General features: G+C 58.6%; 10 protein-coding genes. 5 read left to right on the top strand and 5 right to left on the bottom strand.

Going from position 1 to position 14,658, the window contains the following annotated elements; genetic code table 11:
- Positions 1 to 34: 34 nt before the first annotated feature.
- The 3 genes from sbcB to HU736_RS21440 form a co-directional block, all read right to left on the bottom strand.
- Complete coding sequence (gene sbcB, locus HU736_RS21450; RefSeq protein WP_186700860.1) at positions 35 to 1,465, bottom strand: exodeoxyribonuclease I; 1,431 nt, start codon at positions 1,463 to 1,465, stop codon at positions 35 to 37.
- 89 nt (positions 1,466 to 1,554) lie between these two features.
- A complete protein-coding gene (locus HU736_RS21445; RefSeq protein WP_103438448.1) occupies positions 1,555 to 1,917 on the bottom strand; it encodes a PilZ domain-containing protein in 363 nt (120 codons plus the stop codon).
- Between the two features lie 124 nt (positions 1,918 to 2,041).
- Positions 2,042 to 2,422, bottom strand: coding sequence for a hypothetical protein (locus HU736_RS21440; RefSeq protein ID WP_101321957.1), 381 nt, complete (start codon positions 2,420 to 2,422; stop codon positions 2,042 to 2,044).
- 181 nt (positions 2,423 to 2,603) lie between these two features.
- Here HU736_RS21440 and pyk point away from each other — a divergent pair, with 181 nt between their 5' ends.
- Positions 2,604 to 4,058: a pyruvate kinase gene (gene pyk / locus HU736_RS21435; RefSeq protein ID WP_103438449.1), complete on the top strand. Its 1,455-nt coding sequence runs from the start codon at positions 2,604 to 2,606 to the stop codon at positions 4,056 to 4,058.
- A 161-nt stretch (positions 4,059 to 4,219) separates the two neighbouring features.
- Here the strand turns inward: pyk and HU736_RS21430 are convergent, their stop codons facing one another.
- Both HU736_RS21430 and HU736_RS21425 read right to left on the bottom strand, forming a co-directional pair.
- Positions 4,220 to 5,536 carry a hypothetical protein gene (locus HU736_RS21430; RefSeq protein WP_186700861.1) on the bottom strand — a complete coding sequence of 439 codons (1,317 nt, stop codon included), beginning with the start codon at positions 5,534 to 5,536 and terminating at the stop codon, positions 4,220 to 4,222.
- Between the two features lie 187 nt (positions 5,537 to 5,723).
- A complete protein-coding gene (locus HU736_RS21425) occupies positions 5,724 to 6,644 on the bottom strand; it encodes an iron-sulfur-binding ferredoxin reductase (RefSeq protein ID WP_186700863.1) in 921 nt (306 codons plus the stop codon).
- A gap of 236 nt (positions 6,645 to 6,880) precedes the next feature.
- Between HU736_RS21425 and HU736_RS21420 the strand changes: the two genes are divergently transcribed.
- The 4 genes from HU736_RS21420 (at position 6,881) to HU736_RS21405 (ending at position 14,602) form a co-directional block, all read left to right on the top strand.
- The gene (locus tag HU736_RS21420; RefSeq protein ID WP_103438452.1) at positions 6,881 to 8,404 is read left to right on the top strand and encodes a fumarate hydratase; all 1,524 of its coding nucleotides are present in this window, start codon (positions 6,881 to 6,883) and stop codon (positions 8,402 to 8,404) included.
- Between the two features lie 210 nt (positions 8,405 to 8,614).
- Entirely contained in the window at positions 8,615 to 10,504 is a 1,890-nt protein-coding gene (locus tag HU736_RS21415) for a hypothetical protein (protein ID WP_186700864.1), read from the top strand.
- A 245-nt stretch (positions 10,505 to 10,749) separates the two neighbouring features.
- On the top strand, positions 10,750 to 11,793 hold the full coding sequence (locus HU736_RS21410; protein WP_186700866.1) for a hypothetical protein: 1,044 nt from the start codon (positions 10,750 to 10,752) through the stop codon (positions 11,791 to 11,793).
- 49 nt (positions 11,794 to 11,842) lie between these two features.
- Complete coding sequence (locus HU736_RS21405; RefSeq protein WP_186700868.1) at positions 11,843 to 14,602, top strand: RHS repeat domain-containing protein; 2,760 nt, start codon at positions 11,843 to 11,845, stop codon at positions 14,600 to 14,602.
- Positions 14,603 to 14,658 lie beyond the last annotated feature (56 nt).

Raw genomic sequence — 14,658 nt, 5'->3', positions numbered from 1 at the left:
GGCTATTGCCGGCGTTTTTTATTGCCTGGACACATTACAGCACAAACGAATGCTGTAGTTTCTCGGCATGCTGCTGCCAGGCAAGCAGTACCTGCCGCCCGCCTTCGTCAGCTGTCGCCAAGGCGCTTTGCAGGGCCTTTTCGAAACCCTCCAGGGTAATCGGCGCGCCCGCCGCAGGGTCGCCAAGACGTTGCTGGCAGAACTGCAGCCAGCGCTGTCGCTCTGGCTCATCCAGGGTCTCGGGGAAGTTTCGCGCCCGGTAGCGGAATAACAGTTCAGGCAGCCGTGGATCATCGAACATCCATTGTGATCGGCCAAGTTGCGCCGGGTCGACCACGCGCACCTGTTCGCACAGACGGCGGTCACGGTCGCCAATAAAGCCTGCATATAACTGCTGCTCGGGGTCGTCGCTTGCGCCAAATTCTTCGGCGCTGTAAATAGCCGCGAGTTTGTCTTGCCAGACGTTTTGTTGCTGCGCCAGTTGCTCGCCGCGTGCTTGCAGCAGGGACAGATCAATGCCCAATCGTTGTTGGTCAACCGGGCGCAATACCGACAGCGGTGCCAGTACTGGGCAGCGGTTGACTTGTACCAACTTGAGCGGCACCGGTAATTGCGTATCGGACAATTCGTCACGCCGAGTGTACAAACGCTTGCGTAATGTTTCGGCGCTTTCATCCAGTAGCGGAGAGGTTTCCAACTGCAGGTCGCACACAATCAGTGCGTTGCGGTTACGTGGATGCCAGGCCAGCGGCAGTACCACGCCGAGGTAATTTCGCTCAGCGGAGAAACGCCCGGAAATATGTACCAATGGCTGCAACAGCCGAATCTGCTCCATGACTTTATGCTTGCTGCGCAATTGAAATAACCAGTCATACAACTTTGGCTGTTTATCCCGAATCAATCGCGCCAGAGCGATGGTCGCCCGCACGTCGGAAAGCGCTTCGTGAGCATGCCCATGATCGATGCCATTGGCTTTGCTGAGCAATTCCAGACGCAGGCTGGTGCGCCCGTCCTGCTGCGGCCAGACGATGCCTTCAGGGCGCAGGGCATAGGCCGTGCGCACCACATCGATCAGATCCCAGCGGCTGTTGCCGCCCTGCCACTCGCGAGCATAGGGGTCGAAGAAGTTGCGATAGAGGCTGTAACGGGTCACCTCGTCGTCAAAGCGCAGGGTGTTGTAGCCGGCGCCGCAGGTGCCAGGCCGCACCAGTTGCTCATGCACACGGGTCATGAACTCGGCTTCGCACAGGCCGTTGCTGGCCAGTTGCTCAGGGGTGATGCCGGTGACCAGGCAGGCCATCGGATGCGGCAAAATATCTGCCGACGGTTGGCAGAACAGATTGACCGGTTCTTCGATCTCATTGAGGTCGAAGTCGGTGCGCAGCCCCGCCAGTTGCAACGGCCGGTCGCAACGCGGGTTGATACCAGTGGTTTCGTAGTCGTGCCAGAAAATGCTGGAGCTCACGGGTTCGTCCTGTAGCTAGGTCGACCGTGAGTCTAGCGGCCCGGGCGGGCAGTTCGCACCTTTAATGCAGGCAGAATGTGTCGCCGGGGTCAGGCAGAAGCGTTGGCGGCAGGGCGGAAGCTGAAGAAGTCACGCAATGAATGCACGAACTCATCGTACTCGTGCGGTGCCTGTAGCAGCATGAAGCCTGAGTCGTAATGCATGGGCGTCTGGTCTTCGCGGCACCACAGGCAGCTTGCCGCCAGGTTGATGAACTGCCAGGCGCCGCCGGGCAAGGGCACGCGCAGCTGCAGTTCGTAGTCGGGCCCGACCAGCACCGGCAGCGAGCTGATCAGCATCAAACCGTCTTCGGAGGCGTTGCCAAGGTAGCCGATCTGCTGATCGGTAAAGCGGTTGTAGACCTTGAGTACACAAGGCAACTGGTGACGCTGGATGTGGCGCTGGATAAACATGATGACAGGTAATGTCCCGTTTCCGCGGCCAGGAATACGAGGTACTGGCGGTTGCTGTTACAGCTAAGATACAGCTTAGCCCAGCCGCTGTGGCGATTCTCGTGAAATCAATGACACCTTGGTATTAGCGCCAAGGCGTGGTGTGCACCGGGCTGGCCACGGCAGGTTGGCGATAGTGGCCGAGCTTTTCCAGGGTCAGCAGACGCGCACGGGCGCGGTAGGCGTACTCGTTTTGCGGGTAGCGCTGGACCAGGTACTCGTAGGTCTGCGCAGCATCGACGTAGAGCTTCTGCCGCTCCAGGCATTGGCCACGCAGCAGGGCCACTTCAGGGTGGATGAACGGCCGCGCGCGGCTGGTCCGATCGACCTGGGACAGCTCGAGCATCACCCGCTGGCAATCGCCGCGATCATAGGCGCGGTAGGCGTTGTTCAGGTGATGGTCCATCGACCAACGGGTGCAGCCAACGACGCTGGCGGCAATCGCCAGAACGATCAGGGTTCGCATGGGGATTCTCCTTTGATAGGCAGTGTATCGGCCCGACGCGGCAAATCTTCACACGCTTTTGCAAGCATAGCGCGACCGTACAAATGCCACCCCCGCAACACGCAAGGTAGTGCAACGGAACAATGACTACAGCGCAATTGAGGAGTAGCCTCTCGCTGCGCTTCACTACAGGAGTCTATGCATGACCATCCGCCGTACCAAAATCGTTGCCACCCTTGGCCCTGCCAGCAACTCGCCAGAAGTGATCGAACAACTGATCCTCGCCGGCCTCGACGTTGCCCGCCTGAACTTCTCCCACGGCACGCCGGACGAGCACAAGGCTCGCGCCCGCCTGATCCGTGAGATCGCCGCCAAGAACGGCCGTCACGTCGCACTGCTGGGCGACCTGCAGGGTCCGAAGATCCGCATCGCCAAGTTCAGCAACAAGCGCATTGAATTGAAAATCGGTGACAAGTTCACCTTCTCCACCGTGCACCCGCTGACCGAAGGCAACCAGGATATCGTCGGGATCGACTACCCCGACCTGGTCAAGGACTGCGGCGTGAACGACGAGCTGCTGCTCGACGACGGCCGTGTGGTCATGCGCGTCGAGACCGCTACCGCCGACGCCCTGCACTGCGTAGTGCTAGTGGGTGGCCCGCTGTCTGACCACAAAGGTATCAACCGCAAAGGTGGCGGCCTGACCGCACCGGCCCTGACCGAGAAAGACAAGGCCGACATCAAGCTGGCTGCCGAGATGGACCTGGACTACCTGGCCGTGTCCTTCCCGCGTGATGCCAAGGACATGGAATACGCACGCAAACTGCGTGACGAGTCCGGCGGCAGCGCCTGGCTGGTGGCCAAGATCGAACGCGCCGAAGCGGTTGCCGACGACGAAACCCTCGACGCCCTGATCGCTGCCTCCGACGCCGTGATGGTTGCCCGTGGCGACCTCGGCGTAGAAATCGGCGATGCCGAGCTGATCGGTATCCAGAAGAAGATCATCCAACACGCCCGCCGCAACAACAAAGCGGTGATCGTCGCGACCCAGATGATGGAGTCGATGATCCAGAACCCGATGCCGACCCGCGCCGAAGTTTCCGACGTGGCCAACGCCGTGCTGGATAACACCGATGCGGTGATGCTGTCGGCTGAAAGTGCTGCCGGTGCTTATCCGATCGAAGCCGTACAGGCCATGGCGCGGATCTGTCAGGGCGCTGAAAAGCACCCGACCAACCAGCGCTCCAGTCATCGCCTGCACACCACCTTCGAGCGTTGCGACGAGAGCATCGCCCTGGCGGCGATGTACACCGCCAACCACTTCCCCGGCGTCAAGGCGATCATCGCCCTCACCGAAAGTGGCTACACCCCGCTGATCATGTCGCGCCTGCGCTCGCAGGTGCCGATCTACGCACTGTCTCCGCACCGCGCTACCCAGGCTCGCGCCTCGATGTTCCGTGGCGTCTACCCGATCGCGTTCGACCCGGCCGCGCTGCCGGCCGACAAGGTCAGCCAGGCTGCAGTGGACGAGCTGCTGCAACGCGGCCTGGTTGAGCAAGGCGACTGGGTCATCCTGACCAAGGGCGACAGCTACCACACCATCGGTGGCACCAATGGCATGAAGATCTTGCACGTCGGTGATCCGCTGGTTGGTTGATGCCTAAGTTGTAGCAACTTCAGGGTCATCAACAAAGACCGCTCCCCGGAGCGGTCTTTTTTTGCCTACGTCAGGCCATGGTGCTGCCAGAACGTCAGGGGCGGTTTCAGAGACTGAGTGCAACGCGCTGGGTAAGGAGCTTGCGCCTGGCACCGTTTAACTCATTTATCAGGCAGCTTTTGCACCCGCAGGTTGTCGAACACCAGCATCGCTCCCTCTTCTTCGGTATCCACAGCCAGCGTCAACGCCTCGGGCCCATTGACGATCAGCTCCTTGGTGCCATAGCGCATGGCACCCGGCCCCTCATCCGACAATTCCTCGTAGCTATCACCTATCGTGGTATGCACCCCGCAGTAGCTATTGCATCCCCAGGCAAAGCTGACCAGCCGACGCCCGGCGCCCTCAAGCACCAGCTTGATCGATGAGTCGACCTCCAGATGTTTACCACTTATCAGCCCGTTGCTTTCTTGGTGCGGCTTGTCATTGACCTCTCGTAACTGGCGTTCCAACAGAAACTCAACGCCCTGTACCGTCAAGCGGCTGTATTGACCGGGCAATACGTCTTCAAAATCGATGGTCGGGGTAGGCGTTGGCCGGCCCACGGCCTGGTCCTGCTCGGCGTAGCCGAACAGCACGCTGCCAGATCTGTCTGCCGGGAACCGCACACTCATCACCGGGACCAGTTGCTCATACAGCTGCTGGTAGCGAATCTGGTCGTACTGAGCTTTGGCCAGCGCTTCGCGCTCGCCGTCCACGTAGAAAAACGAATGTACCGGCAAGGTGCCCCCCATACCTTTCGTCCACACCGGTAGCAATACTTCGTTGTTGATCGACCAAAATGCGTCGATCAGGCCATGACGGGCCTGCAACGAGGTATGGAACGCAGTGGCCGACGATGTGGAGGCGTGGCGTAGATCCCAGCCACACACGCGGTAGTTGTTCGCCTGCGGGTACTTGTCCAGCCACTGTTGCGCCGTGTTCACTGCCAGGGCCTGGCAGGTATCGGTCGTCGCTTCGAAACCCAGAATCGGGCCACAGCCTTGCAGGGTCGGCCGTTGGTTGGTGTTGGCATTGATCGGGAAACTACACAGCACATGGAGATTGGCCAGCTTGCCAGGCGGGGCGTAATGGGGTGGGTACAGGATCAGGCCATTCTGGTTGCCGAAGGGCTTGCCGAAATTGCTGTCACGGCGCATCCAGGAAAACGCCACACTGCCCTTTTCCAGTTGACTGTCGCTGGGCTCCCAAGGCAAAAAACCTGTTCTGCTGGCCGTTGTACGCAAAGTGATGCCGCTGCACAAATAACCGGGTTTATCTGGGCCACCGCAGTCATCGGTGGTGCTGTTGTACCAGGTGTTCAGCTGGTCCACTGCCGCCTTTGCGCGCGCGGCGAGCATACTCGTCGCATCGGCGGCCTGCACCGTTTGCGCAGCAATGCTGAGCAAGAGCCCAACGATCAGGCGTGCCAGGGTCCACATGGAAGCTCTCCTTCTTCATCCGTGGCTCATTTAGACATTGGCAACACACTGCCGCTACTGGCAAAAATGATAGGGGTCGCGCAGAGGCGACCGTCCCTCATGTGGCAGCGCTGGGTAGGCCAGGCTGATTCCACTGATACCCGGCGTTATCGAATCGCTACCGCGCAGCTGTATACACCGCTGTGACTCAGGCGTGTTCAACGAACACATCGGCCAGGACCTGGTTACGCGGTAGGCCGGCGACGAACAAGTGTTTGGCAAAACGCTCGACGCTGCTCGGCGAGCCACAGAGCAATGCCATGGTCTGCCGCGATGTCGGCCGCAATTGAGCCAACGCACTGTCCAGATGCTCGGCGAGCACCTGTTCAACTGCAAGCCCGGCCAAACCCTGCAGGGCGTCGGCAAGGTAATGGCCGGCGTCACTGGCAGCTACATGCAACACTTTGATTTCGCCCGTGTGACCCTGACGCAGGGCCTCACGGGCAACGGCCCAGAGCGGCGCAAGGCCGGTGCCGGAGGCCAACAGCCAGAGCGGCCGGGCCTGCCAGTCCGGGTCATAATGCAGAGCACCATCACGCAGCTCGCCCAAGCGCAGACGGTCTCCCACCCGTAACCGTCGTAGCTGATCGCAGAAAGCACCAGGGCGTCGGCAGTCGATGTGAAATTCCAGAAAATCGTCTTCACCCGGCAGGCTCGCCAGCGAATAAGGCCGTGCGACCCCGCCGAGCCACAACAACAGATGCTGACCGGCGTGATAGCGCAACGCCCGCTCCGGCAACAAACGCAGGCGCAACACCTCGCCCAGCCAGTCCGCCGCGCAGACGCTGGCAGGCAGACCGTCCAGCCGCGGGTCGAACAACGCCACCTGCAGGTCTCCAAGCACGCTGCACTGACAGGCCAAGCGCCAACCTTGCTCGCGCTTGGCCACCGGCAGCGCATCGGGCAAAGCGTCCGCTACAGCGCCATCCACACAGCGCACCATGCACGCATGGCAGCTGCCGGCGCGGCAGCTGTAGGGCACGTTGAAGCCCGCGCCATTGAGGGCGTCGAGCAAATTGCTGGCGGCAGGCACGCTGATTCGCTGCGCGCCTACGTAGACATCGGGCATGGGTCAAAGACCTCCAGGGTTCTTCCTGCATTCTACAGAACACAGGCAACAACGCTGCCAACCCGCTTCAGACCTTGGTCCCGCGCATGCGGTGGTGTGTCGCACCGGTATGCGCGCTATACTGCCGCGCCTTTTTTGCGTCGGCCTGACCTGCCGCCGCGTTGCCAGGCATTTCGCCACGCTGGTGGTCGAAAAGCCTTTTACAGATGTTCCCGTCTTCAAGAGGAGCGCGCTGCATGACCGTGATCAAGCAAGACGACCTGATTCAGAGCGTCGCCGATGCCCTGCAATTCATTTCGTACTACCACCCCGTTGACTTCATCCAGGCGATGCACGAAGCCTACCTGCGTGAAGAATCGCCGGCTGCCCGTGACTCGATCGCGCAGATCCTGATCAACTCGCGCATGTGTGCCACAGGCCACCGCCCGATCTGCCAGGACACCGGTATTGTCACCGTGTTCGTGCGCGTGGGCATGGACGTGCGCTGGGATGGCGCCACCATGAGCGTCGACGACATGATCAACGAGGGCGTGCGCCGCGCCTACAACCTGCCGGAGAACGTCCTGCGTGCTTCGATCCTGGCCGACCCGGCCGGTGCGCGCAAGAACACCAAGGACAACACCCCAGCCGTCATCCACTACTCGGTAGTGCCAGGCGACAAGCTGGAAGTCGACGTCGCAGCCAAGGGCGGCGGCTCCGAGAACAAGTCGAAGATGGCCATGCTCAACCCGTCCGATTCGATCGTCGACTGGGTGCTCAAGACCGTGCCGACCATGGGCGCTGGCTGGTGCCCGCCTGGCATGCTCGGCATCGGCATCGGCGGTACTGCCGAAAAAGCTGCGGTCATGGCCAAGGAAGTGTTGATGGAATCCATCGACATCCATGAGCTCAAGGCCCGCGGCCCGCAGAACCGCATCGAAGAGATCCGCCTGGAGCTGTTCGACAAGGTCAACCAGCTGGGCATCGGCGCCCAGGGCCTGGGCGGTCTGACCACCGTGCTCGACGTCAAGATCATGGACTACCCGACCCACGCCGCTTCGCTGCCGGTGTGCATGATCCCCAACTGCGCGGCTACCCGTCACGCCCACTTCGTGCTCGACGGCTCCGGTCCTGCAGAGCTTGAAGCGCCGTCGCTGGACGCCTACCCGGAAATCGTCTGGGAAGCCGGCCCGAGCGCGCGCCGCGTCAACCTCGACGAGATCACCCCGGAAGAAGTCGCCAGCTGGCAGCCAGGCGAAACCATCCTGCTCAACGGCAAGATGCTCACCGGCCGCGACGCCGCGCACAAGCGCATGGTCGAGATGCTCAACCGCGGTGAAGAGCTTCCGGTCGATCTGAAAGGCCGCTTCATCTACTACGTCGGCCCGGTCGATCCGGTCGGTGACGAAGTGGTCGGCCCGGCCGGCCCGACCACCGCCACGCGGATGGACAAGTTCACCCGCCAGATCCTCGAGCAGACCGGCCTGTTGGGCATGATCGGCAAGTCCGAGCGCGGCCCGACTGCGATCGAAGCGATCAAGGACAACAAGGCGGTGTACCTGATGGCCGTGGGTGGCGCTGCCTACCTGGTCGCTCAGGCCATTCGTAAATCGCAAGTGCTGGCCTTTGCCGAACTGGGCATGGAAGCGATCTACGAGTTCGAGGTCAAGGACATGCCAGTCACCGTTGCAGTCGACAGTAATGGTGAGTCGGTACACATCACCGGCCCTGCGCTGTGGCAAAACAAGATTGCCCAGAGCCTGGCCATCGAAGTGAAGTAAGGCCTTAGCGGGTCGCAGCAAACGCCTGGCATCTGCCAGGCGTTTTTGTTTGCGAACCACAAGAACATCGAGACTTCCCCTGACGCTCAGCGAGCAGCCCCCCCCCCCTAGGCCCGCCCCTACGACCTGATATTTTTGCCAGGTTCCGGAAACAAATCGTACGCATACACTTGGCCTACCCACTGTCCGGGTATTCAAGGAGAAACAGTCATGGCACAAGCTCCGACTTATTCCGAGTGGCTCGGCGAATTCAGCATCGAGCTGTCATCGCACAGCGCCTGCGTCCACAACAATACGCGGCAGCAAGTGGCCGTTAACGTGTATGCCACGCCCCTTGAGGGCGAGCTCTCCGACAGCGAGTTCGCCTCCCTGCATATTGTCGTGCAGAACAGCGAAGGGGGTTATGACCCCTTGCCCGAAGAGCATGTAACTGCCCCTTGGTACTTCACCACCACGCGCGACGAACGGTTCGATTACTTTCCGGTGCTGGTACCGCCGGCCCTTCCCGAATTGGCAATTCCGCCTGAACTTGAAGGCATGGAAATACAACTAGAAAGCTCACCCAGGGAAATGCATCCTCGCAGCAGGCAAAAGCAGCTGTATGTTCATAGCCGAGCGCCAGGGGGCAGCAAGATTCAGTTACGTGCCTGTATCACCCGTGACAATGGAAAGACCTACTGGACCGATGAAGTAGGCGCTGACATTGAACTCTACGCCCACCCCACCCCCACTTACCTGTTCCCTGAAGACTACCAGCTGACAACTCCCTCTGAACGCCCCCAGGAAGCGGACAGCGTTATCCAAGAATACATCCTGACACCGGGCTCGGGGGCTTTCTCGTGCGCCGAATCCGATTCAGGGGATTCCAACGGGTTCATACAGTTGCAGGGTGACCCGTCTTGCTCCACCTCGGACGCGCCCCCGCGCCTGACTGCGCGTTTCGACCCTAATAACCCAGGGCACATCGCGATACGTTTACAGCATGAAGATCACACGCCCTCCAGCAAAGAGCCTGGTGGTCAGCAACCTGCGTGGCGACTCTGCGTTTATGACCGGCAGGGCAATCGACACCCGTTTTCAATTGAACTCGATGATGGCCAGGACGGTGACCACCCCGGATTTCGCCTGATCAGCAGCCACTGCGCACAGGAAAACCCGGTCGTGCCGCAAGCCGTTGCCAATATTGCGTTTTTCCAAGTGAAGGGGCTTGGGTTAGCCGAAAACAACACCCGATGCCCTCTGTACAACAACACCTACCAAACGACCTATGTGGATGTGGTCATCAGAGCCGTTAATGACAATCAGGAACCCGTCAATCTGACAGCAAGTCAATTGAACAGCATCGAGCTGGTCAGCTACGATACCGGCGCGCGACTGGCTAATGGGTATTCATGGTATATCTCGGCTAGCAAACGCTCCCCCGACGATTTGTTTGATCCGTATCCAGCGTCATTGCCCGCTGAACAATCAGCGCCGTCACAGGATGATCAAAGCATTCGCATCTGGATAAAGACCAGTTCAGCGGTGAATGTTCAGGTGGCAGCGCGGCTGATACTGGACGGTGTGACCTATCACACGTACTTCAAAGCCGGTAAAGTCGGCGGAGAAACCGAATCCGGTAAATCCAACAGTTCAGCAACTATCGTACCTTACCCGCAGAACTACACAATACCGGCCGGTGAATTCGAGTACACCCGTAGCAACCATCAATCAGGCGATGATTATGACATCGACCTTTACAAACTTAAAATCTCTGACAGCCGATATCAAATACGCTCCAGCAGTTCGTCTGACTATATTTTTGCTAAAGACAATGTCGGATTTACTATCTTTAATGAGCAAATTTGTTTCAGACGAGACCATAGCCGCAAGGCGATCGTTTTCGCACTTGGCCAATTTTTTTTAATTCAAGTTAATAACACTGCAGGTATCGCTTACGCAGCAAGGCTAAAGGTATATGGCTTTGGGCAGGAATCCGAGATAGATAAAGGCCTACGGGTCTTTTACCGAGATCAATATGGTAACGGCCATCCATTATGGATTAGAGCTCAACGGGGCACCGACGCCAATATGCTCGAATGGATTGACGCCAAAAGCTAAGCGCCCAGCTAAAAACTGCGATTACAACCTGAAACCCCGGGCTGCGCGGACGCGCTACCCGGCCGATCGTGCTGTGCCCATCGAAAACGACCCAGTTGAAAACCAGCTACGACCAACGTCAGTCATGAGGATACCGTTGCCACACACTTAGCCAACGCGCTAATACCTGGCATTTATGTCAGGTAACTCGCCTTTCGACTTTCACATACCATCAAGCCTACTGTATGCACATACGAGGGATGATCATGAAATCCAAAAAGCGCTCCCATGACATGGAATCAGCAGACAGCTGGCTTCAGAATCTCACCATTACGATAACGTCTGCCAGCTCCCAGGTATTCGCTAACGGCCGCCAACAGATTGAAGTTCAGCTGGATGCCATACCGCTACCCGGCCTGTCGATTTCAGCCACGGAGTGGGCAACCCTTCGTGCCGTCATCGAAGTCAGGCAGGATGAATACCGAGACCTGCCAAGTTTTAGCGGCTCGCCCCCCTGGGGCTACACGACCACGTGGGACAGCGATTTTGATTACTATCCCACCTCTGATTCAATATCTCTTGAGCCGTCCCGTACCTCAGCGGATCCCGCACCTAAATCAATTTATATCCACTCGACGGCGCCAGGTGGTAACGCTGTCGTATTGCGAGCCGCCATCACAAAAGACGACGGGTGTGTATACTACAGCACAACCAACGAAGGCCTTGAAAGCAGCATTCAACTCTCCTCCGTACGACCTGCCAATTACAATTATCCCGAAGACTATACCTGGCAAACTCAACTCGAAGAGGGCGACATCTCCGGCGGTTCCAACTTCCTTATCGAACACGCCCTTTCACTGAAACATTTCAGATTTTCCTATGCAACGCTCGACGCTGACGATACCCCCGGCATGATTCGCTGGCACACCAATGAGTCAAGTCAGACCTTCGCCTCCCACGTAGGCATTGCCCTCATTGGCAGCGACCGCACGGTTCATTACAACACGAACATTGTATTACCTGATGCCTTCAAAAAAGAGCGTATGAAAACGACAGTCGTCAGTAACAACGCTTCGTCTCTTGTTGTGCTGTTACAGGGCGACAGTAGAATACCTTATCATTCAGCTAGTTCCAGATACCAAGGGCCACTCACGGTCACGGTCGTGGACCGTCAGGGAAATGGCCACAACGTGTCGATCCGGTTTACCTCCGAAGGCACGCAGCTAGAGAAACGAATCAAACTGGTGGTTTCCACAACACCCGAATCCCAGCTGCAAGCCAACAGTGCCCCTCAGGCAGGTGCTGTATGAAAAGCCCTAGCTCTTTTGAGCCTCTGTTATAAACAGACAGGAGCCTACGATGACTGACACTACCGCTTCGACAGCAAGTGCTGCTCCCCTCAACGTCGGGAACGTTCACACCCAGGCCAATAACTTCATACAAGCGGTGCAATCTGGTGTCGATCCGCGCACTGGGCAATTCAATCTGGCCATCACCCTACCCTTAGGGATGGCCAATGACCTGGGCGGCCCCTCGTGGTCGTTCACCCTGGCCTTCAGCAGTTTGGCTTCGCATATCAACTCCGGCTTCGGTCACGGTTGGGGCGTCAGCTATTCAGAACTGATCAGAGACCAACAGTGGTGGTCATTGCGCCTCTCCAGTGGTGAACAATTCGTGGTCGACCTTGCCAATTCCGACTTGAACGTTGGCGGTCGCCTGGCCTTCCAGGACTACAAGCTCGACGCAATACGCGTGACCGTCCTTGCCAACAATCAGTTCAAGGTCGAACACAAGACCGGAGAGTTCGAAATTCTCAGGCGTGTCAACGACCAAGGCAACGCCTATGTGCTCCATGAGGTACGAAGCCCGGAAGGTCGCAGCCTGTATTTCGACTGGGTCCGGGGCAACAATATCAATTACCTGGAAAAGGTCAGGGATGAAAAACGTGTGCTGGCGTCCATCAACCGAGCAGGCATACCCAGCTTGACACTCGAACCGCAGACCACTCATGAAACGGTCATCAAGTTCGAACAACAGAGCAATGAACTCAGGTGGCTGCGGCTGCCGACCCTCGACCAGCCGTTTGTCTTCCTCTACAAGAGCATCACCGTCGGCGGGGGCCAGACATTGCGTTTTCCCACCAAGCTCACCGGGCCTCTGGGTGCCGAGGACACGATCAGCTGGAGCGAGACGGCCCAGACCTCCCACCGCTTGCCAAACGCAGCACCGATCGACTTCTTGCCCAGAGTCATCCTCTGGACACACTCCGATGGAGTGCTCAGCAACATCCGGCAGCAGCGCTACCAGTGGGTGGGCACGAACAACTACTTAGGCTACGGCAACACAGAGGGTATTCGCTGGGAAAGGGGCTGGGACACCCTCTACAAATTACGCCGACGCTACGATTACAGCGTCATCGAAACGCTGAGCGCCGACGCGGTGACCTTGGCGACCATCACTCGCACTTGGGACCGGCATCACCTGCCGATAAACGAAACGACCAAACAAGGCACCTGCCAGACCGAGGTCGTCACTGACTATGACATCAACTACGACGTTACCTGGGAAAGCCAGCAGCCCTGGTGCCAACTGCCGATCAAAGTCACCACGACCTATACCGACACCTCCGACCCAGAGACTACCCGCGAGCGTTCGGAATGCATTGAATACACCTACGATATCGCCGGCAACATCCTGACCACGACCTTTCCAAGCCAAGTCGTGGAGCAAAGCGACTACTACGACCCCGCTGGTGAAGGCAAAAGTTTCCCCCCCGACCCCTCCGGCATGATCCGCTTCTTGAAAAAGAAAACAGTCACCCCCGCCACCCTTGCAGACGGCACGTTTGGCGGTGCCCCCGTATTGACCACTGACTACACCTACGAAAACCTGCCCTCCAGCAGAACAGACGACCCGCCCCACGCGGTGGTCAAGACAGAACAGCTTCACGATACAACCGACCCGGAAAAACCACGGTTGCTGGAAAAGACCATCAACACCTACGTCCTCACGCCCGGCCCTCATTATGGTCGATTGGACAAGGCCGAGACCGAGTTGGGCGGCGTCACCACCACAACCGACTACTCGTACGACATCGTTGATTTCGATGACGGAGAGGACGGCTATGGGCGCATGGACAAATTGCTGCGTATCACCACTACGGTCAAAGGCTTCGAGGGCGATGCAACCCATCAGTCAGCCACGTGCGAGGGGCGCTCGCTCATCACCGGCCTGACGCGCGAAGAACGCAGCCCTAGCGGGGCGCTCACCGTCTACAAGTTCGACGAACTCGGGCGTATCAGAAAGACGACGATCGCCAAAGGCACTGATTACCAAGCGGTACGCACCGCACAGTTCCACCTCAGTGACGACTTCAGCAGTGCCAATGCACCTAACTTTCCAGGCAGTGACGAAAAGGTCCTCGTGGGGCTGGACGAAACCGACGCCACGGGCCAACACAAATACACCTGGCTCGACGGCTCCGGCCGCGAGGTGATGGTCCAGCTGCAAGACATCGACAACCCTGTGGATGACGCGTTGGTCTTTCGCGATGTGGCCCATACGCAGTACGACGGGCTGGGACGGGTGATCAAGCAAACATCCTATGACTGGAAATACGATTGGCAACTCGATCCGGTAGAGGGCTGGAAAGGTGTCAATGCTCAAGCCATCGAACAGAGCCTCGAGACGACCTATGACGACTGGGGCAACGCTGATTCAGAGACTTCGCTCACGGGCGTGACCACTCGTACCGTTCACGACCCGATCACGCTGTGCACCGAACAGTGGCAGGAAGACAGCAACGGCAAACCCAGCAGCAAGCAGGTCACGTACAGCAACCCTGCGGGCAGCGTCGTCGAACAAGTGCTCCATGACGACTCAGGCAGAAAGGTGCGTACTGTCCGCTTCACCCGCGATGGCTTGGACAGGGTCACGCAGCAACGCACAATCGTGGCCGGCAAGCCGGATATCGTCATCGACTTCCTGTATGACGCCTACTCACGCGTGCTCGAACGCACCTTGCCCGATGGTACCAAGGTCATCTGGACCTATGCCAAACACAGTGATGGCGAGCACCCCGAGAGCGTGAGTGTCCAGCAGGCGGAGGAAACACCATGAACAATGTCGGCCCGCTGCTACAGATCGGCCAGCAAACTTTCGACGGCCTGGGCCGT

It is taken from the genome of Pseudomonas shirazensis, assembly GCF_014268785.2.
GTDB classification, from domain to species: Bacteria; Pseudomonadota; Gammaproteobacteria; order Pseudomonadales; family Pseudomonadaceae; genus Aquipseudomonas; species Aquipseudomonas shirazensis.
Note: the sequence above shows the minus strand (reverse complement) of the source record. Positions and strands in the feature narration are given on the sequence as shown.